Origin of the sequence: Vibrio sp. NFR, assembly GCF_027587095.1 — a bacterium.
Lineage (GTDB): Bacteria > Pseudomonadota > Gammaproteobacteria > Enterobacterales > Vibrionaceae > Vibrio > Vibrio harveyi.
The window spans coordinates 721,333-744,695 of record NZ_JAPPTN010000001.1 but is presented as its reverse complement, the minus strand read 5'-3'; the positions used below and the strand labels follow the sequence as shown (position 1 = coordinate 744,695).

Sequence of the window (23,363 nt, the reverse complement as noted above, 5' to 3'; positions counted from 1 at the left end):
CTTGGGGCGTTTAAGGAAAGAACATAACAAAGAGTAGTCACATGAGCGCATTTCAAAAACTCGTCGAACATTCAAAAAAAGTCTCTAACTTTGGTCACTTAGCCTCCATCGTAGGGTGGGACCAAGCTGCCGTTATGCCATCAGGCGGTGCGGAAGCCCGTTCTAATGCAATGGCAGAACTTAATGTCCACATTCACTCTCTTATGACTCAACCTCATTTAGGTGATCTATTTGCACAAGCAGAAGAAGAGTCATTATCAACGCAAGATCAAGCCGTACTGCGTGAAATGAAACGCGATTGGCAGCAAGCGAATCTACTGCCTGAATCTTTAGTACAAGCGCAATCTCTCGCAGGTTCTAAGTGTGAACATGCGTGGCGTAGCCAACGTGGGAATGATGACTGGACTGGTTTCGAAAAAAACTGGGCAGAAGTCGTTAAACTGTCTCAAGAAGAAGCTCAAATTCGTGCAGAAGCTGCTGGCACATCACCTTACGATGCCATGCTGGAACTGTACGAACCAGGCACAACGTCCGCGTCTCTAGACGTGTTGTTCACGGACGTAAAAACATGGTTACCATCAATGATTGATGAAGCCATCGAGAAGCAAAAAGCCAACAACATCCTGCTTCCGAACGGTCATTACCCGGCTGAAAAACAAAAAGCATTGGGGCTGGAAGTCATGAAGCTGCTTCAATTTGACTTCGAACATGGTCGTCTTGATGAAAGTGTTCACCCATTCTGTGGTGGCGTTCCTACTGACGTTCGTATTACCACTCGCTATGACGAAAAAGAGTTCGTGCAATCATTGATGGGCATCGTACATGAAACAGGTCACGCGCGTTACGAGCAAGGTCTGCCAAAATCATTAGCAGGCACTACGGCTGGTGAAGCTCGTTCAATGGGCATCCACGAATCTCAATCTCTGTTCTTCGAGATGCAAGTGGGTCGCAGCCAAGCCTTTGTTGAACACCTTGCTCGTCTGGCTTCTAACCATTTCGAAGGTCCTGAGTTTGCTCAAGACAACTTGTCGAAAATCTACACTCACGTGGAGAAAGGTTTCATCCGTGTCGATGCTGATGAACTGACTTATCCTGCTCACGTTATCTTGCGTTACGAAATTGAACGCGATCTCATGAATGGAGTTATTAAGCACACTGACGTTCCAGAACTGTGGAATGAGAAGATGAAGGCTTACTTAGGTCTGTCAACAGAAGGTAACTTCAAGAATGGCTGTATGCAAGACATCCACTGGACGGACGGTGCCTTTGGTTACTTCCCTTCCTACACGCTCGGTGCAATGTATGCTGCTCAATTCATGGCTGCAATGAAGCAAACGGTTGATGTAGATGGAGCGATTCGCTCTGGAGATCTATCCCCAATCTTCACTTGGCTATCTGATAACATCTGGAGTAAAGGTAGCTTGTTGTCTACTGACGACTTGGTAAGCCAAGCTACAGGCGATGTATTAAACGCGAAACACTTTAAAGCACACTTAGAAAGCCGTTATCTTGGTAAGTAAGATTTGCTTTTGAAAAACCAAAAAGGCTGGTGAAATACCAGCCTTTTTATTAGTTTTAAATTTATCCCCAAATAACCTCGAGATGCTTGGTTCAACGAGAATGACTTGGGTATAAAACACAGTTAAATCGATCATTGAGCCTGTTGACGCTTCACTGTGCTTTTCAAGTTTTGCATGAAATTTCTAAAGTGCGGCATAAAGTCAATAAACAACGGATGTTTACGATCTTTCATCATCACGGGTCCCAGCAGGCGAAGCGCTACACCAACACGAGTCGCATCAGTTGGCTCTAATCCACTGCCCTGATTAAGCTTCTCAACAATGTTTAGCATGTCTTCACGATCTTGAACTTCAAAACTCAAGCTTCTTGCTTCACACCCTTCTTCAACATTTACTTCTTCAATGGTGATGCGGTAGCAGTTGTCTTTTCTCATCTCATTTCTCCAATCAAAATTCATCAGCTTGTTAAAAAGCGTTCAATCTTTGGTTTGATGGTCACGGATGTTATGGTCATCAACACCATTGCTAAGGATTCTGTTATTCAATTCTAGCTCTTGAAGTTGCTTTCAATTAAGTTGATAATGTCAACTATAGTTATTTAGTTGATAATGTCAACCACTTTCACTTGGAGTGTTACATGTCGAATCCAAAATCGCTGGATAATCTATTCCAACTCGTACACGCTTTGAAGCGTCAACTGCACGAGCAAATAGAGCAACTAGAACTCCCTATCGCACCTATGCATGTGCGCGTTATAAAAATCATCAGCAAGCAGTCACCTTGCACAGCAATGGATGTAGTGAACTTCTTAAATAGAGATAAAGCGCAGGTTACACGCTTAATTAAGACATTGATTGAAGAAGGCTTTATTGAGAAAACACCAAACCCAGACGATAAGCGCAGCCAATGTTTATTAACCACCGAGAAAGGCAATGATGTGTTAGCGAAGATCAAAACGGTCGACGCCAAGATCTTTCAAAAGATGACGCTAGATGTGTCGGACGACGACCTTGCCGCATTTCAGATTACTGCAGGTAAGTTAGCTGATAATTTAGCGAAAAAAGACAGCAAGTAAACTCACGTAGCCTCCAAACTTTTATGAGTATTAGCGGTTATTTTCCATGATCGTGATTGAATAAGAGAGCAACGCGTGCTGCTCTCTCCAATTAAGCTCTTATCCGGCTACGAATTTCTAATGTTTCTTGGTAAACATCTTCAAGGTGATACGGCTCAATTGCTTCATTAGAAATAAGCCACTCACCCAAGATCGAATCATCTTCCGTTTTTACGGCAATACAAGTGCCATCAACAAACATAATGTTGAGCCCATAGTCGTAGATAACAACTTCTGAAGAAGGGACAAACGCTTTATCAGCCAAATTTTCTTTTACTGCTTTACGGCTGCGTAATCGAATGACGTCGATACACTCGATCACTTTAGCTTCTTCGCAAAACCTCACGCCTTCAAGCTGTGTCAGCTTTACCTCTTGTGGATTCAGCTCATCGACAAACCTTGCTACTGGCAAATGAAAGTCATGACCTTGGGGGCTTGTGTGCCATTCGTTTGTCAGCTCAACAAAACCAGTAGGCATCTGAAAAAACAATGGAGATAAGCTTGTCACCGGATCTGATTCAAGGCACGTATTATCAAAACTTGTCATTAACTTGCATTCTAATCCTACAATGCGCTTTAGTGCGTGTATCGAAGCATCATCCATTTGATAGTCGAGTATTTCCATTACTTACCTCCTTACTTCATTGCTGACAGTTTTAATAACATAAACATCATCAAGAAGATGAACAAGCGACTTCTTCGATAACTTGATAGCTCAATTGCCCCTCTATCGTTTTACTTTCCATCAATGCGATGGAGTAAATTGGTATTGTTAGCGGTGAAATAAGGACCTCATCCAAAGGGGCTTGTTTTTCGACATGTCGAGCTAATGTAATGTGAGGGACGTACGTGCGTGACTCTGTCACAAACCCATGGTGCTCTAGAGTTTCTATTAATGCATTTTGTCGTTCTGCTATGGCGGGATTGTTCTTGATGCCTAGCCAAGCTAACTGTCTACCACTTTGATGGAACGTGCCGAGATGATCGACGACAATCTGATCGCAAGAAGGCGTGACTGTGTGGAGAATCTTTGTGAGTTGCTGAGTTTCCTCGTTGGTCGATTCACCAATAAACGCCAAAGTAATATGGAAGTTGTCTTTTCGGGTATAACGCCCTTCAATTCCCTTTTGCTTCAGCTTATCTTGAATCAGTTTGAGCTTTGACTTACTTGCATCGTCAAACGTCATTGCAAAAAACAATCTCATCATAAACGTCCTTAAAGCCAGAATATCCATATTGTGGCAAACAAGCCTATGGAAATGAATCAACAGATAAAAGAAAGCCCAGAACAAACGTCTGGGCTTGGTGTTCACATTGCGGGTGCAAGTTGAGGTTTATACAAACAGCATTCACCATCAGGGCGTGTCTTAAAACGACGGTGCAACCACATATATTGACTCGGGCATGCCATGATCGATTGTTCTACGATCTTGTTTACAAACACTGCCGCTTGGTCTGGGGCATTTTTCGGAAAACCTTCAACAGGAGCACGAAGGGTCAATGTATAATGACCATCGCTACCACGAACCATGGTAAATGGTACTATTGCGCAGTCTGTTGAATCGACGAGCAAGCTTGTTCCTGTCGTAGTGCATGCACGCTTTACTGCAAACAAAGGTGCAAACGTCGAGCGACGCGTACCATAGTCATGATCCGGTGCGTACCAAACGCGATGACCAGTATTGAGTGCTTCGAGCATGCCCTTAACATTTTTACGATCGATCAATGTACGATTCGAACGAGAGCGTCCCTTGTATTGAAAGTAGTCAAAACAGGGGTTGTTGTTTGGTCGGTAAACACCAGAACCAGATTTTTTGATGCCAAACGCACGAGCACCTAATTCTAGGTTCATTGAGTGAACCGCTAGCATTAATACGCCCTTCCCTTGTTTCTCAAGCGCTTCGATGTGCTCCATACCTTCAATTGTCACGTGTTTGTTCACGCGTTTATCCGACCAGAACCATGCCATCGCGGTTTCGAATAAGGCAATACCTGCGTTGTCGATGTTATCTTTTAAAATCGCATCACGCTCTTGTTCACTCATCGCTGGAAAACATAGTTCTAAATTACGTTTGATCGTGACTTGTCGCTTTTTCATTAATCGCATAGCAAGACGACCAATTCCGCTTCCTAGCGCGAGTTGAACACGAAATGGGAGGAGACTAAAAAGGTACATGATGCCGATAATGATCAATGTGCCCCAGTAGCGAGGAGCCAGAAATTCTGCCTTGAATTTTGGTGCAGTATGCTTATTCATGAATGTGTCATCAGACGAGTTCGCCTATAAAGTTCTAAAAACAATGATAGAGATTAAAATCATTGGCTGTGCTTATTACAAAAACTAAAGCGCGCGGATTCTAGGGCTCTTTAACACAACACACAATAAGAACTTTCCGATATTGCGGTCAGACCTATCAACTTGAACATAAAGGTCGTGATTTTCGTCGAATGGACACAAAAAAGCCGCCTTTCGTGGTTACAAAAGGCGACGAGTTAAGACTAGAGTTTTAAAACTTCGCTATCTAATACATTCTCTTTTACTAATTCAGACAGAATAGCTTTTGTTTTCTCTCTAAACAGATCTCTAAGTAGCCTTACCGTTGGCGTTATAGACTGTCGGCTTGGGCAAATTAACCATAGCTCCGTCGGCGTCGGTTTATATTCACTCATGACATTCATTACCTTGCCATCCAGTAAGTCCTGCGACATGTCTAAACAAGATTTAATGGCTAATCCTTTGCCTGAAACACACCAACGTCGAACTAAGTCTCCGTCATTCGAAGCTCGGTTTCCTTTAAGTTTCACTTTGTATTCAGCACTGCCATCAGAGAAACCCCAGACATCTTGCAACGTATCGCGCAACTGATAAAGCAACCCATTGTGCTCAGCTAAATCTTGCGGATGCTTCGGTGTTCCTGCGAGATTGAGATACTCGGGTGTAGCGCACAATAATCGAGGTACGTTACAGATTTTAAAACCATACATACTGGAATCGGTGGGCGCACCATAACGCAACGCCATATCAACCGAATCACGGTAAAAATCTATGTTGCTGTCACTGATGTTGCTTCGCAATGTGACTTTTGGGTAGCTATCCATGAATTCATCCAACCATGGCGTAACCAAATTGCGCCCTAAATCAGAAGAGAGCGCAATACGCACCTCTCCATCAATGATATCGAGATCCTCACGCATGTTCTGCTTTGCATGTTCTAACATCTCTAGCGCTTTTTCACATTGAGGAAGGTAACGTTCGCCGGCGCTGGACAAACGTAAATGGCGTGTAGTACGAACAAATAGCTCCGCACCTAAAGAAGCTTCAACCCTTTTCACTGCTGCACTGGCCGTTGCTGTTCTCATATCGAGGGCTGTAGCAGCCCCAGTGATACTCCGAAACTCAGCGACTTTGAGCACGACTTGCAGATCTTCAAGCAACATATTATCTAATCCTATTTGATAATTTTCTGTTGATTATAATGCTTTAGAAAAGATAAGCATGTTTGAAAAGTCACTTTTACTTAAGTCAGTTAACCTACTTGATCTACATTGCCCCTTCTGCCAAATAGAATTCTGATATACCCAAGTAACCTCGATATGCTAGGTTCAGCGAGACTGACTTGGTTTGTAGACGCGGCGGCGATTTAAAGGTTTAGTGGGTCTAAATCAAGAATCGGCAACAAAGTATACAAGCCAAGGCAGCTCGCCCTTTGGGAGCGTGTCATTGACCCGATTGCTGCGTCAAACAACTTGGAAAGAGCTGGCTATTACACTGCGTTGTTTTCCTTACTCTCGAATCAATGACAACGCTCTGAATCCTGCATCTTGAAGTTACTTGGGTATAGTCGTTTGTTTTTAAACACAAGCAGGTGTATAAACAGCGTGTAACCTTTCTATTGGAATAACCATGAACCTCGATACCTTGTTGGCTTTCGGCGGAATTGTTTTCTTTCTAGCGATAATTCCAGGTCCCAATGCCTTGTTGATACTGTTTACTGCACTGACGCAGAGCCGCCGCTTTGCCATTGCTAACATCCTTGGTGTGGCACTTGGCTTTATGATTCATGCGTTTGTATCCGCAAAAGGGTTGAGCTTGCTGCTTTCTCAATCGGCATTGGCGTTCAACATTCTTAAATGGATGGGCGTTGCGTATTTGGTTTGGTTGGGGATCAACAACCTAAAAAGCGGTCTTAAACTGGCTGACCAGAAGTTAAAGCTCGATCGTAAAGTTGAAGAACAAACTCTTAAACAAGCCTTTGTGAAAGGATTACTCACTAACCTTCTTAACCCGAAGATCGTGCTATTTTATCTGTCGATTTTCCCACAGTTTGTACAACCAGAACACATTCTTGAGCAGAGTATGATTCTAGGAGCACTACAAGCAGGTATCGTGGCAAGTTGGTATTTATTCGTAATTTTCTTCGCAACGAAATTGAAAGTGCTGCTTACTTCTTCGAAAACCAGCAAGTGGTTGAACTACGTTAGCGGTGCATTATTTATCTCTTTCGGCGTAGGATTAGCAAATACTCGGTTTTAGACACAACGAGTTTTTCTAAACGAACAAAAACACGCTCTTTGGCGTGTTTTCTATTTTATACCGTTTTAACTTACACCTAAGCCCCCTCGAAGTGCTTATTTAAAGAGCACGACTTGGTTCAACAGCGTACATTCGGTATCTTTTTATGTTAGCCAAATACCGCAGCCAACAATAAGATCACAACAAACAGTGCTGCGACTAAACCTAATAAATACGATAGTTTTCCGGTGCCACCTTTTGGTGCTTGATTACAACATCCCATCATTTTCTCCATCTTCTACAACTTGTTGGTCGTATCCAATCTAGACCTTCCCCCAAGGTGAGAGTCAAACATTGGCAAAAATCCGCTAAATTTCCATATTTTCGGTAATAAATAATTCGCTATAAACACATTTATTAATATGCATTTTTTAACTCAATTATGTGTTTTTTGACCAGAGCAAACGTTTAAATTGATTACGATTAAGCCACCGAGATTTCGGTTCATTTTTGGGTAAATACATACCATTTTTGGCTATATACCCATAGATTCTTACAGCCCTACAATACGCCGGTCTTACTTGTAGCACGCGGGTTCGCATCCAGAACTCGTGGCTCAATCATTAAAGGTATCGAATGAGCAATATCGCCAAATCCGCCGTCAAACTCAGTGTCTTTTCTGTCATCATGATTACGGTTACGTCCGTCGACAGTATTAGGAACATTCCGGGTGCCGCCTTATTTGGTAGTCACGCCATCTCTTTCTTTCTATTGGCTGGTCTTTGCTTCTTCGTTCCAACCGCATTAGTTTGTGCAGAATTGAGTACCACTTATCCGCAACAAGGCGGTGTGTATTTATGGGGTAAAGAGACGTTAGGTCCAAACTTTGGTTTTGCGACCGTGTGGTATCAGTATGCCGAGAACATTGTGTACTACCCACCGCTCATTTCATTCATCGTCGCGACTGGTGCGTACCCTTTCTTCCCTGAACTGGCACAAAACAACATCTTTATGTTGATCATGATTAACGTGATTTTCTGGGCTCTGACCTTGGTCAACATCTTTGGTTTGCGTTTGTCTTCGCTCATCACCAATGTGTTTGGCACTTTGGGGCTTATCTTCCCTATCCTACTGATCATCGGCTTGGGCGGCTACTGGGCTTATACCAACCCTAGTGAATCGCATATCTCCCTTCGTCATGCGTCTGACTGGCTACCGGATTTCTCGCAAGATGGTATTGGTGCAGGCTTTACGGCAGTTGTGCTTTCTCTAACAGGACTTGAGATAACCACGTCTTACGCAAGTGAAGTCGACAATCCGCAAAAGACTTACCCTAAGGCGCTGATTGCTTCAACTGTGTTGATTTTAGTCTCTTTGACTGCATGCTCACTTTCCATCTCTTCCGTAGTATCCAGCGATCATTCCAGCTTGAGCGAGGGCGTAATTCTGGCATTCAAAGCGTTCTTTGATGATTTGAACATGTCATTCATGCTGCCAGTTATCGCACTTGCCATTGTGTTTGGCAGCTTAGCGAGCCTAAACAACTGGATCATTGCACCAACCAAGAGCCTGCACGTCGCCGCAAAAGACCACTTCATGCCACTGACGCTATCAAAAGAAAATAAGAACCAAGCGCCGGTTCCACTTCTTTTGCTACAAGGTGCGATTGTGAGTGTGCTTTCTTTGGTGTTTATCTTGGTACCAAACGTGAACCAAGGCATGTGGCTATTGAATATTCTAATGACTCAGCTCTACATGGTGATGTACATCTGTATCTTCGTAAGCTTCTTGGTATCACGCCGTAAACATGCAGATATTGAACGTCCATTCCGCGTGCCTGGCGGCAAGTTCGGTATGATGTTAGTCGCAACACTTGGCTTGGTCAGTTGCTTAGTAACTATCTTCGTTTCATTCGATGTACCAGCAGGCATTAGCGCTCAAACTGGTGCTTACGCTTTGATTCTTGGCTTTATCGCCTTCAGCTTGCCAGCAATTGCAGCGGTGATGTACCGCAACCGTAAGCGTCGCCAACAAGGTCAATTGATTGAAGCGATGGCGAATTAATCTGATCAATGTTTCTTTAGATAGCAAAAAAGTGTTTCTTCAGATAACAAAAAGCCGCGAATGATTCGCGGCTTTTTATTGATAAACTTTTGGATTAGTGACCGACCGTCTTAGACAGCAAGTTCACAATCATTACGCCAGTAAGAATGAAACCAATACCGACGATAGCTGCAAGATCGAGCTTTTGTCCGTATAGGAAGTAGCCAACTGCAGCAACAAGAACAATCCCTGCCCCACTCCAAATTGCGTACACAAGACCAACAGGCATACTTTTCACAGTGACAGACAATAGGAAGAAAGCGATGCCATAACCGATAATAACCACGGTACTTGGCATCAACTTGGTAAATTGTTCAGTTTTAGGGATAGAAGAAGTTGCAATCACCTCACACACGATAGCAATAGACAACGCAACCAATGGAGGCATAGAAACAAGCATTTTGAACATAAGGCAATCAACGCTCAATTAACCTGAACTCGATGACATATCGAATCTCTGAGCGGCGCATTATAATCAAAATCCGTCAGCGCGCTATAAAAAGTGATGCAACTCACATTTACGCGGGTGTAATAATCACACTCAAAAGTCAGAATCTTCCAAATTGATGACGCAACCAGGTGCATCTTTTCGTGCTGTGATCAAAGCGTCTGGGTCTGCATAAACGATATTATTCAGTCCAAGCTTTTGCATATCATCAATATGGTACATCCACGCAGCATCGTCGATATCACACCCTGCTTTGTGTAATTTCTCGCGTTTATTCATATGACCAAACATGGTGATCTTAGGGTTAACATCAACCAAGGCAAAAAACGCGTCCTCATGTTGACGCCATAAGCTGAGCGACTGTTGCCATTGCTCAAGCTCTTTCTGATCAAAGCCATCGACATCCCATTCATCTTGCATGGCACCGCCAAACCAAAGTACATCAGAGCCTTTCATCACTAAGGTGCTCGGTGCTGCGGTTAATACATAATTCGCACAGGCAGACGCACATGTACCATTGACGATCAAATGGACTTGGTTGGTATAAACCCAGCGTCCAAGTTCCATAGCAGGACGATATTCACCAGAGTCACTGTCAATCATCATGGCAACCACACCATTTGGTTGAACATTTGCTAACTCGATAGCCTCTGTTACTTTCTCTGCTGTAATCTCACCGTTAAAGTAAAGAGTTCGTCCTTCCATATAAATCTCATTAGACAAACTGCATCCCGCTAATCCCGCGAGTGTGAGTGCGCTAAGCCACCTTTGCATATCCCTCTCCATGATCTTTGTTCCAAAACAGAAAGCCAACTTCAGATTAGTATTGGACAAGATGAATATAAGCGAGGGAGAAACTGGCACATTTTTGACCAACGTCAAAATATGCACACAGACACGCATGAAAAACTAAAAATACGCTAGCTAAAAAAGGAGATTAAGGGCTTTTGACGGTACCTTCTAACGAACTTGAGTGAGCGTAACACTCGGAACTTTGTGCCCGCTCATCGAAATACCACTATTAAATCTGCTCTAAATGGTTTGGAAAGCCTGCAAGGGAATGAATTTGAAATGATCGCACTAATAACCGCCATCAACACTATCGACGACATTGGCTTCATTACCAACATTGGCTTGACCGCCACTTAAGTGATGTTGTTGAGCAAGCTCAAAGTAAATATGCATATCGATAGGTTCTGGTGTATTCAACAACATTTTACCGACTTCGCGTTGGAAGTGCCCATAATTACCGAGCTCTTGCGTTAAGCCCAACTGCTCGTAACTCGCGAGACTAGTAAACATCCCATACGCATATTGATAGCGCGTCATATCTCGATGTTTCTCATGACCTAGCTCTAATAGCGCCTTATCAACTTCATCTGGTGAGTAGCTGTTCTTATCCCCAAACTCTCTAAGTAAAACATTAGGAACTTGATGTGCGATGCTCTGAATGGTCTCTTTTCTCTTAAAAATACCGAACATGATATCCTCCGCTGACGATGATTATCCAAACTGTGTACATAAGCACGAGTTGGTGAACCCTTTCGTGTTTTTAGTATTAGGGTTCAAAAATTATACTAACTCGATCTCATAATTGCCTTCAAACTCTACGCTCTGTGTTTCACAAAAATGTATTCAGAAATCTTGCAGCAATCACAGTTGGTAGTTTGTGTTTTCTTATCGACATGACCTGACAGCACTGAGCTAAATTTCATCAGCTGTCATGGAATATAGCGTGTCTTATTATTCGCCACTAGATGTATAAAGATGAGTTATCGATTTCTTGTCGTCGCTCAGATGTATACCCAAGTAACCTCGAGATGCTAGGTTTCGCGAGAATGACTTGGTTTGTAGATGCGGCAGCGATTTAAAGGTCTAGTGGGTCTAAATCAAGAATCGGCAACGAGTCACTTGGGTTTACAACGCAAGCTTCTGCTGAGATTGAGCCATATGAAAAGAAATCCCGTTCAAAGTCACATTTCATGTCGACATCCGCAAGCAATTACGTTAGCTTTAGAAGTATAGACGTCTAAAAAGTTAAGCTTAGGGAGAGAAAGCCGTGCCAATTAGAATTCCAGATCAATTACCCGCTAGTGATGTATTAAGGACAGAAAACATCTTTGTGATGAGCGAGAGTCGAGCGGCGAGTCAGGAAATCCGTCCATTGCGAGTGCTTATTCTCAATTTGATGCCAAAAAAGATTGAGACCGAAACGCAGTTTCTTCGCCTACTTTCCAATAGCCCTTTGCAAGTTAATGTTGAGCTACTTCGAATCGACAATCGTCCAAGCAAGAATACACCGACTGAACACCTTGATACCTTCTACCGCCAGTTTGAGATGGTAAAAGGTAAAAACTTCGATGGTCTTATCATCACGGGAGCGCCGCTAGGCTTGGTTCAGTTCGAGGACGTCATCTATTGGGACCACTTGAAAACCATTATGGAGTGGGCAAAAGACCACGTCACTTCGACTCTTTACGTGTGTTGGGCAGCGCAAGCTGGTTTGAAGCTTCTCTACAACTTGCCAAAGAAAACACGTAAAGAAAAACTGTCTGGTGTATATCACCATAACATTCACCACCAGTACCATCCTCTTTTACGAGGCTTCGATGATACATTTTTAGCGCCGCACTCTCGCTATGCAGATTTTTCACCGGAGTTTTTAGAAGAGCACACTGATCTTGATATTCTCGCGACATCTGATGTTGCTGGCGTTTATCTGGCAACAACCAAAGACAAACGTAATGTCTTTGTGACCGGTCATCCTGAATACGATTCCCATACTCTTCATAACGAGTACATTCGCGATCTGGGTGAAGGCATGGAACCTGCAATTCCAATCAATTACTACCCAAATAACAATCCAGATAATCCGCCATGCGCGAGTTGGCGTAGTCATGGTCACTTACTATTCTCTAACTGGCTTAACTACTGCGTTTACCAACAAACGCCTTACGATCTGGACCACTTCAGTGAAGATGCATTTACGAAAGACGATTAAGTCGCTGAATTAGAATGTGAACTAAGCCGCCAACTGGCGGCTTTTTTGTATCAGTTTGCTAACCTGATCGCATAGTAATTTTTCCTCATTAGGCTTTTGCACTGTAATTCATATCATGCTCTGTGGAACAGGGACGCAGGAAAAATAAATGAAAATCGTAAAGCTTGGTGCAGCAGTTCTCGTCATACAGATGGGATTGATGGGATGTGTGACCGTAAATGAAGACGGTAAAAGCCCTGTCGTTAAAGCAGATCCTGTCGCTATGGCTGAATCACGTATCGCTTTAGGTCTAGGTTACCTTGAAAGCGGAAGTATGATTCGTGCTCACGATAACCTTCAACAAGCTTTAACCCATGCACCTAGCTATTACCGTGCACAACTCTCGATGGCGCATTATTACGAAACTGTCGGAGAAGATGTCAAAGCGGAACAAATGTACAAACGCTCATTACGCCAAAACGCGAAGAACGGAAACGTACTCAATAACTACGGCACATTCCTTTGTAAACAAGGGGAGTACAAACAAGCCGACAAAATGTTTAATCGTGCAATTGAGCAGCCTTATTACTACCTTATCCCTGCAAGTTATGAGAACGCCGGTTTTTGTGCGCTTAAATCAGACGATGTAGAAAAGGCGAAATACTATTTCACTCGCGCAATCGATCATGACCCTCACCGTCCTAAGTCTATTCTTCAACTGGCTAAACTTGAAATCGATAGTGGCAACTACACCGATGCGCGAATTCGCTTAATGCGCTTTAACCAAATGTACGGTGTTAAAAAGCCTTCCCTTCGCCTCATGGTAGAACTCGAACGTGCAGCAGGAAACGAAGCGTTAGAAAAGAAATATCAGTACCAATTGGACAGAATGTCTTGATGGGTAGTGAACTCTATACTTCGCCCTGAGTCATTCATCCACCCGCCTCTCAGAATAACGATCTCCCTTTCATTCAGCAGCTTCTGTATCACACAGAAGCTCGTTGATTTTCCAACATAAACGAGTGTGATCGTCCCCACATTGCGATGATTCCCATTTGCGGTATGCAACCAGTTATTTATACATTCAAGCCTCAGTAAAAGGAATTTATATACAAGGTCAATGTTTATATCCAAGCGACCTCAAGATCCTTGGCTCAACGCGAATGACTTATGTATACAATTAACACAGATGTAAGGGAAACCATGTTTAAGTATAAAAACACAGCAGTATTGGCAGCTCTCCCTATTTTACTGTTACAGGGTTGTGGCGGTGGTGGAGACGGCACGACAACTGCCAGCAGCGCGGCTTGGACAGCAGGCGATTTTTCTCAATCAGCAAGTAGCTATGCCAATCAATGTAATAACGTAAGGACGGGGATTGATCCATACACAGGCAAAGCGTACCCGGACCAAGCTGGCTCAAGCATGTACGAAAAAATGTTCTTACGCGCTTTCAGCCACGAGACCTATCTATGGTATGACGAAATTCCAGATAATAATCCAAGCAACTATGCGTCTGTTTCCGATTACTTTAAGTCGCTAGTAACGCCAGCAAGAACCGCAACGGGTCAAAAGAAAGACCGTTTTCACTACATTCGTTCTTATGATGCTTTCATGAAATCTCAACAATCTGGTTTAGTGTCTGGGTTTGGCTTTAATTGGAAGTTCATTCAAGGGACAGAGCCACGAGATATTCGAATTGCCTACACCGAAGACAACTCTCCTGCCGCTCTAAAAGGTGTCGAGCGCGGCGACAAACTGATTAAGATTGATCACGTCGACGTGGTTAATTCACCACTTCAAACCGACGTTGATTACATCAACAACACCCTATTCTCTCCAAATAACAATCAAGACTACACCTTTACGTTTCTTGATAAGAACGGTGCTGTGAAAGTTGTCACCATCAAAGCGCAAGATGTAGCAACGTCTCCGGTTAAAAACGTTAAAGTATTCAACTACGGAGATAAAACGGTTGGCTATATGCAGTTCAACGCATTCGAAGCAACAGCTCAACAACCATTAATAAATGCGTTTAATCGCCTGTCTTCGTCGAATGTCGACGAAGTCGTGATGGATTTACGTTACAACGGCGGCGGTTTGATTTGGCAGTCGGCACAAGTCGGTTACATGCTATCGGGGGCGAATCAGAATCAAGTCTTTGGGCAATTGGTTTACAACGACAAAATCACAAAGTCAGGTCAAGGCGGTAAAGTTTACAATTTCGTTGATAAAGAAATTAACTGGGCGACAGGCAGATTAACAAGCAAATCTTTGCCGACATTAAGCGCCAAACGTGTTTATGTCCTAACCACCGACAACACAGCGTCTTCCAGCGAGCTTCTGATCAACGCACTTCGTGGTATCGATGTCGACGTAATTCAAATCGGAACAACGACCACTGGTAAACCTTACGGGTTTTCGCCTGAAGCAAACTGTGGCAGCGTTTACTACACTATTCAGTTTAAATCGATCAACGCAAAAGGCTTTGGTGATTTTGCAGATGGCTTCATCCCTACGGCAAAAAATCTTGTATCGTCTAATATTGGTATAGATGACAAAGTGGAAGGCTGTGTTGTGGCAGATGACATGAATGCACCGTTAGGCGATATCTCTGAAGGTATGCTTTCTGCTGCTCTCAACTATATGGCGACAGGTAACTGCCCTGCTGCGCCTTCAGTGGCTCCTGCTCCTAGAGCAATGCCAATGCTAGGTGGTACTCCACTTAATCAAGGGATTGATCCACTTCGACAAGAGGCTATTCATGTCAACATTAACTAAAACAATGACCTTGCTTACCGGAGCGGGTATGAGTGTGATGCTATTGGGTTGCTCATCATCAAGTAACAACGATGATATGGTGAACGCATTGAGCATCAAGACTTCTGGTGACACAGTATCGGAGATTCAGCGCGCAATAACTACGATTCAAGGCAATCAAGTTCCACCCAAGATCGCGTCAAATACGTTTGAAACCAACTCTCATCTTTTGATCGTATCTGGACAATTAATGGATGAGCAAGGTGTGTCATTGAACGGAGCTGAAACCGAGTTGCCTGATCAATATACGTTGCAACTACGAGGTGAAGATTGCGGAGTGTATTACGAGAAGAGCGATAAGTTTATTCCTCTGACCAACATACAGTGTCGACCAAATCCGATTCAGGACTAAGTAAAAAGCACGCTGTTACCTCATGTACGTACCAGCGTGCTTTTTTCGTTCTAAGCCTTCAAATACGTTGAAGCACTTCCCACTGTTTCGCTTATAAGAAATGGAAAGTCACGTTACCCGTGATACTACTTACGGTGTCACTGTCACCATTGATATCAACACCAAAAGCTTGATAGCTCGCCCCAACAGAGATGTTATCTAACAAGAAGTACTCTGCGCCGACACCATACATGTAAGACACACCATCGTCTTTATCTAGGTTGCTTAAGTTGCCATTGTATTCAACGTTAAAGGCGTTGATGCCACCTTTCGCGTAAACGTGCAGAGGACCAAAGTCGATACTTGGTTTTGCCGCAAGATAGAAGGATGAGAGATCCACATCACCACGGCTACCCGCTAAATTTAAATCTACCTTGCCATGGTTGAAGTAACCCACTTCGAGACCAATGAGCGGCAAGATGCCAGTACCCACATGTACGCCATAAGTCGTATCGTTTTCGCTGTCGATATCAGACTGACCGATTTGACCACCAGCATAAATCCAAGAGTCAGCAAACGCGGAAGATGAGCATAGCGCCAAAGCCAATAACGAGAGTTTTGTTTTCATAGTTATACCTTTCCTGTTCGATTCCAGAACGGAACATCACGTGATGCATAGTCAGGTAATTACTATATGCGAAAGATTGATGGTTTTAAGGTCAAGAAACGAATAATTTTTGTTCAATGTCTATTTGTGTGATTTACAGACAAAAAAACACCGGCATATTGCCGGTGTTTATCAAACCTTCGAAAGACTCGCCGATTATAGGAAGTGCAGTGTCGCGTTTAGAGAGAACGTACCGATGTCGTCTTTGCCCGCTGTGTAGTTCATGTAGCTTGCGCCAACAGACATAGGACCGAAAATGAAGTATTCCGCACCTACACCGTACATTAGATCTAGATCATCGTCATCTTTGCCGCCAGATACTTTCTTATCCCACTGGTGAATACCGCCTTTCGCGTAAACGTGCAGAGGACCGAAGTCGATGCTTGGTTTAAGCGCTGCATAGTATGAAGTCAGCTTAGTTTCTTGACCTGCAATCTTGAATTCACCGTGCTGAGTAATACCCGCTTCGATACCGATAATTGGCAGGATACCTGTACCTACGTGCACAGAGTAAGACGTGTCTGTTTCACCTTTGAAGTCAGACTGACCTACAGAAGCACCACCATAAATCCATGAATCTGCCATTGCTGCAGAAGAAGCACTTAGTAGTGCTACTGCCAATAGAGTTTTCTTCATCATCAACCTTTACTCTTTATTATTACCCACTTCTGCGTCACGCAGAGGTTGGTACTGCAAACATAAAGGAGGCGAACCATTGCCTCCCTTATGACTTAAAAACACTTGTGGGAAAATATCTGCAATTACTGTACCAATCGCGTCTGTCACTGGACAAACCATTGATTAGTCAGTAAACCCCACAAGAAAAACTGCCGCTATTGTACTGATCGATCAGCAAGCATCAATCGCATTTTTGACTCGTTTATCAGAAACCGGATACGGCGTGCCCAATTGTTGAGCAAAGAAGCTCACTCGAAGCTCTTCGATCATCCAACGGATCTCTTTCACGTTCTCTGGAATCACCATACCTTTCGGAATTTTGTTGAGCAGCTCTTTGTAGTCGCTCGTAACGGATTCCACTTTCAGCATGTGCAAACGGTCTTTGTTTGGATCGATCGGCAGCTTCTCCATACGACGCTCAATCGCACGCATGTAACGCAGAATATCTGGCAGGCGTTTCCAGCCACACTCTGTCGCGAAGCCTTTGAAGATCAATCCTTCGATTTGCGCTTTGATGTCCGATAGCGCGAACGCCATGGTGAAATCGATCTTGCCTTTCAACTTCTTATTGATGTTGAAAGCCGTCGTCAGGATAGTTTCCACTTGCTGTGCAATGTCCACCACCGTGTCACCCAGCTCAGCACGAACGTGTTCTTTCAGTGCGTCAAACTTCTCTGGCTCCCAAACCAAACCGCCCTGCTCTTCGATAAGCTTATCGACACCACACGCGATACAGTCATCAATCAGATCCAATACTTTACCGTAAGGGTTAAAGTACAGACCCAGCTTCGACTTATTCGGTAAGTTAGAGTGCAGGTATTTAATTGGCGACGGCACGTTCAACAAGATCAGACGACGCTGACCCGCTTGCATTGCCGTGACCTGTTCGTATTCGGTCTCGTACAGTTTGATTTCAACACTGTCTTTGGCATCCACAATCGCTGGGTACGCCTTAACGTCGTAACCACCGCGTTTTTGTTGGTACACCTTCGGCAGCTCACCAAAGCTCCACGTATGCAGACCTTGTTGCTCGATGTCGTCATCCGCTACTTTTGAAAGGGTTTCTTGAACTTTGTCTTTCAAGCTCTCTTTCAATTCGTGAAGGTCTTTATTTTCCTTCAACTTGCGATTTCTATGGTCAACCGCGCGGAAAGTCACCTTCAAGTGCTCCGGAATTTGATCCATATTCCAATCTTCGCGTAGAACTTCCACACCCGTCATTCGACGCAGCTCTTTCTCTAATGAGTCAAGCAGTGGCGCTTCAATCGGCGTTGCACGAGCTAAGAAAGCATCGGCGTAGTTTGGTGCAGGAACAAAGTTCTTACGCACTGTCTTCGGCAACGATTTAATCAAACTCACTACAAGCTCATGGCGTAAACCTGGGATCTGCCAGTCAAAACCCGCAGGCTCGACTTGGTTCAAGATCGGCAACGGCAAGTGAACTGTCACACCGTCGCTGTCATCGCCCGGCTCAAACTGGTAGCTCAGCTTAAGTTTCAGGTTGTTTTGATGCCAGAAGTTCGGGTAATCCAAATCGGTAACGTGGCTTGCATCGCCCTTGAACAGCATCTCTTTTTCAAAGTTCAGCAGTTCTTTGTTGTCTTTCGATGCTTTCTTCCACCACGTATCGAAGTGTTTGCCAGAGACCACTTCAGTGCCAATGCGTTGGTCGTAGAAATCAAACAGTTCATCGTCATCCACCAAGATGTCACGACGACGAGATTTGTGTTCAAGTTCTTCCACTTCTTGAAGAAGCTTACGGTTTTGCTTGAAGAACGCGTGTTTGGTTTCCCACTCACCTTCCACCAGCGCACTACGAATGAATAGCTCACGACTGACGGTTGGATCGATACTGCCGTAGTTCACCAAACGCTTCGGCACAATTGGCACGCCGTAAAGCATCACTTTCTCGTGTGCCATAACCGCAGCACGTTTCTTCGACCAGTGCGGCTCGCTGTAACTGCGCTTAATCAAGTGCTTCGCTAATGGTTCAATCCACTCAGGCTGAATCTTAGCAATGATGCGCCCCCAAAGTTTTGAGGTTTCCACCAACTCAGCAGACATGATCCACTTAGGCTGTTTCTTGAATAGACCTGATGCAGGGAAGATATGGAAACGAGCATTACGCGCGCCTTGGTATTCATTCTTCTCTTGGTCTTTCATACCAATGTGTGACAATAAACCGACTAGGATTGAACTGTGTACGCCATGGTATGACGCAGGCTCATCGTTCAGCTTGAATTCCATTTCACGCATCGACTGGTGAATTTGGAAGTACACATCTTGCCACTCACGCACGCGCAAGTAGTTCAAGTAATCTTGTTTACATTGCTTGCGGAACTGGTTGCCCGTCAGCGCTTTTTGCTGCTTCTGGATGTAGTTCCACAGGTTCACAAACGTCAGAAAATCTGAGTCTTCATGGAAGAAACGTTTGTGTTTGTCATCTGATGATTGCTGCTTGTCACTTGGACGCTCGCGCGGGTCTTGAATCGACAATGCCGCTGCGATGATCATCACTTCTTTCAATGCGCCTTGCTTTGGTGATTCCAATACCATACGTGCTAAACGTGGGTCGATAGGAAGGCGTGCAAGTTGACGACCAATGCTGGTTAGGCGTTTCTTCGATTCTTTCGCATCAGAATTGATTGCACCCAACTCTTCTAGAAGGCGAACACCGTCTTGAATGTTGCGTTTGTCAGGTGCTTCCACAAACGGGAAGGCTTGAATATCACCCAGACCAAGTGCCGTCATCTGCAAGATAACCGACGCTAGGTTGGTACGCAGGATCTCAGGATCAGTAAACTCCGGACGTGACTCAAAATCTTCCTCTGAGTACAGACGGATACAGATACCCTCTTCCACACGACCACAACGACCTTTACGTTGGTTCGCACTCGCCTGAGAAACTGGCTCGATTGGAAGACGCTGAACCTTAGTACGGTAACTGTATCGGCTGATACGCGCCGTACCTGGGTCGATAACGTACTTGATGCCCGGAACCGTCAACGAGGTTTCCGCTACGTTGGTTGCCAGTACAATGCGGCGACCAGCATGAGGTTGGAAAATCTTGTTCTGTTCACCCGCCGACAAACGCGCGTAAAGCGGCACAATCTCCGTGCTCTTTAGATTGCGTTTAGACAGTGCATCAGCGGTATCACGGATTTCACGCTCACCGTTCATGAAGATCAGGATGTCACCTAAGCCTTCATCGCACAGTTCGTCTACCGCTTCGAAGATACCTTCAAGTTGGTCACGATCATTATCGTCATCACCACTTAGTGGGCGGTAACGCGTTTCTACTGGGTAAGTACGACCTGACACCTCAATGATTGGTGCGTTGTTGAAGTGTTTTGAAAAACGCTCAGGGTCGATGGTTGCCGACGTGATGATCACTTTCAGATCAGGACGACGTGGTAGCAACTCTTTCAAGTAACCCAAGATGAAATCGATGTTCAGGCTGCGCTCGTGCGCTTCATCGATAATGATAGTGTCGTATTGGTTCAAGAAACGGTCATGCTGAATTTCAGCCAGCAAGATACCGTCCGTCATCAATTTGATTTGGGTATTTTCAGAGATCTGATCGTTGAATCGAACCTTGTAACCAACAAACTCACCAAGCTTGGTTTCCATCTCTTCGGCAATACGGTTTGCAACCGAACGCGCCGCAAGACGACGAGGCTGAGTATGACCAATCAGACCGAATTTACCGCGACCAAGCTCCGCACAGATTTTTGGTAGCTGAGTGGTTTTACCTGAACCAGTTTCACCCGCAACGATAACCACTTGGTTTTCTTCGATCGCTTTCGCAATATCGTCGCGTTTTTGGCTGACAGGCAGGATTTCAGGGTATTCAATCGTTGGTTTGTAGCTACTGCGTTGCTCCACAACCATCATGGATTTGGCGATGTCTAATGCGATTTCATCAAACACAGCGTTACGTGCTGCGTCTTTTTTGATTTTGCTTGCACCAGAGATTCGTTTACTCAAGCGGAAGCGGTCACGCATCATGCACTGGTTAAGTGCCTTGCGTAGTGACGCCGCGTTATTTACTTGAGCCTGAGGCGCAGCATTCTGAGAAGCTTGTGCTTGAGATGCGTTAGCCTGCTTCGCTTTGGCATTTTGCGCACCATTTGACGGTGTCACTTGCTCTTCAGCGGGATTCTTTTTTGGGGGCTGTGACGAAGTCAAAGCGTTTCCTATTCTTTTCATTACATAAAACTGCGCGGATTGTAGCACATAAGGGCTAGAACAAGATAACGGAAAGCAGCTTCAAGCAGTCATTCAATTTTTTCGAACAACTTAAGCGAATCCATCGGGTTTTGAGTCGCTGGGCATTGCCTATAATGCATCACATAGCCGAAAGCACTTATTAAAGGAAATCCATATGTCTCGTGTACTAGCTCTTAAATCAAGCATCCTTGGCGATTACTCTCAATCAAACAAACTGGTTGAAGACTTCATCAAAAATGTAGACCAAGATAAGCTAACTGTTCGTGACTTAGCTGCAAATCCACTGCCAGTTTTAGACTTTTCCGTTGCGACAGCACTACGTGCAACAGAAGATCTTTCGCAAGAGCAACAAGCGGTGGTTGACCTATCTGATACCCTAATTGAAGAAATCAAAGCAGCAGATACTTTGGTTATCGCAGCACCAATGTACAACTTTACGATTCCAACTCAGCTTAAAAACTGGATTGATTTGATTGCTCGTGCAGGCGTGACATTCAAATACACAGAAAATGGCGTTCAAGGTCTGATTGAAGGTAAGAAAGCAATCGTAGTCACCACTCGTGGCGGTCTTCATAAAGACTCCCCAACCGACAGCATGACTCCATACTTACGCACAGTATTGGGCTTTGTTGGTATCACAGATGTGGAGTTTGTTTACGCAGAAGCGCTAAACATGGGCGAAGACGCAGCAGCGAAAGGCATTTCAGACGCGCAAAGCCAATTGGCAACCTTGGCGTAAGATTGAATAGAATTGAGTACAAACAAAAAGGGATTGGTTCGCGCCAATCCCTTTTTTATCGTTTTAAGTCAAAGCTAATGATGCTGTTGTAGCAACTTTGCGCGCATTGTCCGCAACCTTTGCATTTGGCAGCGTCAATTTTAGGTTTGACATCATCTTGCCATTGCAAGGCATCATAATGGCAACTGTCCTCGCAACTGCCGCAATAACCGTATAAGTTTTCGCAGCTGTTCGAGATAGTGGCGATCAAGCCTGTAGACTCTGTTTGGTTAGAAAGCGCCAATGTAGGGCACGCAGATTTACACTCACCGCATAAATCGCATGCCGAGTAACTGATGTCTAACGCGGCAACACCATCGACCATTTCTATGATTTGGCTTGGACATGCAGAAGCGCACTTTCCGCATCCATCACAAAGCCGAGTGAGCATCGACTCTTCCACCGCATAAGGGGGTCTCGCTTTTACACGAGGCTCTTGAGCTTGCTCTACTGTTGCGCGACGGAACGAAAACAGACGTCGCTTGCTTAGATCAACCGATTCAGACTGGCGCATCCGAGTAATCTCTCTTTGCTGGCACAACGACTTGGTATTGCTCACTCAAGGACTGAAGTAATTCTTCAGTAAGGTTCGACAGTTTTGAGTAAGGCGTCAGTGTCACGGCTTTTTTGAAGCGTTTGTTGAAAAAACCAAACCACGTCATCAGGTGCTCGCGCAGCATTTCAGCCGCCAGTTTTTGTTGGTCAGTTTCAATCAACATGCCTAACACCATCAACATCAAGCCGATCTGGTCTTCTGGCTCACGTTGGTCAGACTCCAAAGCAAAACCACAACGCTGCAAGAAGTAACGATATTCAATGGTTGATTCACCAAACAACACCGCTTCTTTATCCAGATAAGCCGAACCCCAAGGTGGCGCTGGCATCTCACCAATACCGGCAAACATGCGATCGTGCTCCATTTGCAGAGCCTCTTCGCTCTCGTTTTGAAAGCTGCGCAGCATGTCATTGAGCGCTTCGACTGGCGTATCAGTATTGCTCAGCAACGTATCGAGATTTGCCGCCGGGTAATCTTTTGGCTGGTAGTAAAACAGTGCACCAAAAAGCTTAAGAACGATGCTGGTATCTTGTGGTTCAAGTTGAGAAATTTGCATGAAGTACCTTTGATGACTGGTGTTTTTATTCTTCGATTAAGTAAAACGGAAAAGAGGTGGGACGAACAC

23 protein-coding genes are annotated in these 23,363 nt (G+C 44.4%); 9 read left to right on the top strand and 14 right to left on the bottom strand.

The window, feature by feature from the left end; genetic code table 11:
* Window positions 1–41 precede the first annotated feature (41 nt).
* A complete protein-coding gene (locus tag OH463_RS03275) occupies window positions 42–1,520 on the top strand; it encodes a carboxypeptidase M32 (RefSeq protein ID WP_005451882.1) in 1,479 nt (492 codons plus the stop codon).
* 131 nt (window positions 1,521–1,651) lie between these two features.
* Here OH463_RS03275 and OH463_RS03270 read toward each other — a convergent pair whose 3' ends face one another.
* Window positions 1,652–1,954, bottom strand: a complete 303-nt coding sequence (locus OH463_RS03270) for a DUF3861 domain-containing protein (RefSeq protein WP_005451880.1) — start codon at window positions 1,952–1,954, stop codon at window positions 1,652–1,654.
* 203 nt (window positions 1,955–2,157) lie between these two features.
* On the opposite strand from OH463_RS03270, the gene OH463_RS03265 reads away from it, so the two are divergent.
* On the top strand, window positions 2,158–2,595 hold the full coding sequence (locus OH463_RS03265; RefSeq protein WP_017188109.1) for a MarR family winged helix-turn-helix transcriptional regulator: 438 nt from the start codon (window positions 2,158–2,160) through the stop codon (window positions 2,593–2,595).
* Between the two features lie 91 nt (window positions 2,596–2,686).
* Here the strand turns inward: OH463_RS03265 and OH463_RS03260 are convergent, their stop codons facing one another.
* From OH463_RS03260 to OH463_RS03245, 4 genes are all read right to left on the bottom strand, one after another.
* The gene (locus OH463_RS03260; RefSeq protein ID WP_017188110.1) at window positions 2,687–3,259 is read right to left on the bottom strand and encodes a hypothetical protein; all 573 of its coding nucleotides are present in this window, start codon (window positions 3,257–3,259) and stop codon (window positions 2,687–2,689) included.
* A 49-nt stretch (window positions 3,260–3,308) separates the two neighbouring features.
* Complete coding sequence (gene thpR / locus OH463_RS03255; protein ID WP_017188111.1) at window positions 3,309–3,839, bottom strand: RNA 2',3'-cyclic phosphodiesterase; 531 nt, start codon at window positions 3,837–3,839, stop codon at window positions 3,309–3,311.
* Window positions 3,840–3,943: 104 nt separating this feature from the next.
* Entirely contained in the window at window positions 3,944–4,891 is a 948-nt protein-coding gene (locus tag OH463_RS03250) for an LpxL/LpxP family Kdo(2)-lipid IV(A) lauroyl/palmitoleoyl acyltransferase (protein WP_005451876.1), read from the bottom strand.
* Window positions 4,892–5,133: 242 nt separating this feature from the next.
* The gene (locus OH463_RS03245) at window positions 5,134–6,072 is read right to left on the bottom strand and encodes a LysR family transcriptional regulator (RefSeq protein ID WP_269990497.1); all 939 of its coding nucleotides are present in this window, start codon (window positions 6,070–6,072) and stop codon (window positions 5,134–5,136) included.
* 466 nt (window positions 6,073–6,538) lie between these two features.
* On the opposite strand from OH463_RS03245, the gene OH463_RS03240 reads away from it, so the two are divergent.
* On the top strand, window positions 6,539–7,168 hold the full coding sequence (locus OH463_RS03240; protein ID WP_009698046.1) for a LysE family translocator: 630 nt from the start codon (window positions 6,539–6,541) through the stop codon (window positions 7,166–7,168).
* 148 nt (window positions 7,169–7,316) lie between these two features.
* Here the strand turns inward: OH463_RS03240 and OH463_RS03235 are convergent, their stop codons facing one another.
* The gene (locus tag OH463_RS03235) at window positions 7,317–7,442 is read right to left on the bottom strand and encodes a hypothetical protein (RefSeq protein ID WP_255211851.1); all 126 of its coding nucleotides are present in this window, start codon (window positions 7,440–7,442) and stop codon (window positions 7,317–7,319) included.
* Between the two features lie 341 nt (window positions 7,443–7,783).
* Between OH463_RS03235 and OH463_RS03230 the strand changes: the two genes are divergently transcribed.
* The gene (locus tag OH463_RS03230; protein ID WP_005451870.1) at window positions 7,784–9,211 is read left to right on the top strand and encodes an APC family permease; all 1,428 of its coding nucleotides are present in this window, start codon (window positions 7,784–7,786) and stop codon (window positions 9,209–9,211) included.
* Between the two features lie 94 nt (window positions 9,212–9,305).
* Here OH463_RS03230 and OH463_RS03225 read toward each other — a convergent pair whose 3' ends face one another.
* The 3 genes from OH463_RS03225 to OH463_RS03215 all read right to left on the bottom strand — a co-directional run bounded on the left by OH463_RS03225 (window position 9,306) and on the right by OH463_RS03215 (window position 11,180).
* Window positions 9,306–9,638: a DMT family transporter gene (locus tag OH463_RS03225; protein WP_005451868.1), complete on the bottom strand. Its 333-nt coding sequence runs from the start codon at window positions 9,636–9,638 to the stop codon at window positions 9,306–9,308.
* A gap of 153 nt (window positions 9,639–9,791) precedes the next feature.
* Window positions 9,792–10,472 (bottom strand): hypothetical protein, encoded by a 681-nt coding sequence (locus OH463_RS03220; protein ID WP_223295804.1) that lies wholly within the window; start codon window positions 10,470–10,472, stop codon window positions 9,792–9,794.
* Between the two features lie 306 nt (window positions 10,473–10,778).
* Entirely contained in the window at window positions 10,779–11,180 is a 402-nt protein-coding gene (locus OH463_RS03215) for a hypothetical protein (protein WP_009698050.1), read from the bottom strand.
* Window positions 11,181–11,757: 577 nt separating this feature from the next.
* On the opposite strand from OH463_RS03215, the gene metA reads away from it, so the two are divergent.
* The 4 genes from metA (at window position 11,758) to OH463_RS03195 (ending at window position 15,850) form a co-directional block, all read left to right on the top strand.
* Window positions 11,758–12,699, top strand: coding sequence for a homoserine O-acetyltransferase MetA (metA, locus tag OH463_RS03210; RefSeq protein WP_005451864.1), 942 nt, complete (start codon window positions 11,758–11,760; stop codon window positions 12,697–12,699).
* 148 nt (window positions 12,700–12,847) lie between these two features.
* Window positions 12,848–13,576, top strand: a complete 729-nt coding sequence (gene pilW / locus OH463_RS03205) for a type IV pilus biogenesis/stability protein PilW (protein ID WP_009698053.1) — start codon at window positions 12,848–12,850, stop codon at window positions 13,574–13,576.
* Window positions 13,577–13,881: 305 nt separating this feature from the next.
* On the top strand, window positions 13,882–15,459 hold the full coding sequence (locus tag OH463_RS03200; protein ID WP_005451862.1) for a S41 family peptidase: 1,578 nt from the start codon (window positions 13,882–13,884) through the stop codon (window positions 15,457–15,459).
* Window positions 15,443–15,850 (top strand): hypothetical protein, encoded by a 408-nt coding sequence (locus OH463_RS03195; RefSeq protein ID WP_009698055.1) that lies wholly within the window; start codon window positions 15,443–15,445, stop codon window positions 15,848–15,850. Before OH463_RS03200 ends, OH463_RS03195 begins: the two co-directional genes overlap by 17 nt.
* Before the next feature lie 91 nt (window positions 15,851–15,941).
* Here the strand turns inward: OH463_RS03195 and OH463_RS03190 are convergent, their stop codons facing one another.
* The 3 genes from OH463_RS03190 to hrpA form a co-directional block, all read right to left on the bottom strand.
* The gene (locus tag OH463_RS03190) at window positions 15,942–16,457 is read right to left on the bottom strand and encodes an outer membrane beta-barrel protein (protein ID WP_009698056.1); all 516 of its coding nucleotides are present in this window, start codon (window positions 16,455–16,457) and stop codon (window positions 15,942–15,944) included.
* A 195-nt stretch (window positions 16,458–16,652) separates the two neighbouring features.
* Window positions 16,653–17,132 carry an outer membrane beta-barrel protein gene (locus OH463_RS03185; RefSeq protein WP_005451857.1) on the bottom strand — a complete coding sequence of 160 codons (480 nt, stop codon included), beginning with the start codon at window positions 17,130–17,132 and terminating at the stop codon, window positions 16,653–16,655.
* Between the two features lie 213 nt (window positions 17,133–17,345).
* A complete protein-coding gene (gene hrpA, locus OH463_RS03180; RefSeq protein WP_422455871.1) occupies window positions 17,346–21,383 on the bottom strand; it encodes an ATP-dependent RNA helicase HrpA in 4,038 nt (1,345 codons plus the stop codon).
* A gap of 175 nt (window positions 21,384–21,558) precedes the next feature.
* Between hrpA and OH463_RS03175 the strand changes: the two genes are divergently transcribed.
* On the top strand, window positions 21,559–22,143 hold the full coding sequence (locus OH463_RS03175; protein ID WP_005433839.1) for an FMN-dependent NADH-azoreductase: 585 nt from the start codon (window positions 21,559–21,561) through the stop codon (window positions 22,141–22,143).
* A 55-nt stretch (window positions 22,144–22,198) separates the two neighbouring features.
* Here the strand turns inward: OH463_RS03175 and OH463_RS03170 are convergent, their stop codons facing one another.
* Window positions 22,199–22,696, bottom strand: coding sequence for a 4Fe-4S binding protein (locus OH463_RS03170; protein ID WP_269990490.1), 498 nt, complete (start codon window positions 22,694–22,696; stop codon window positions 22,199–22,201).
* On the bottom strand, window positions 22,683–23,294 hold the full coding sequence (locus tag OH463_RS03165; protein WP_269990488.1) for a TorD/DmsD family molecular chaperone: 612 nt from the start codon (window positions 23,292–23,294) through the stop codon (window positions 22,683–22,685). The genes OH463_RS03170 and OH463_RS03165 overlap by 14 nt, the downstream gene beginning before the upstream one ends.
* Window positions 23,295–23,363 lie beyond the last annotated feature (69 nt).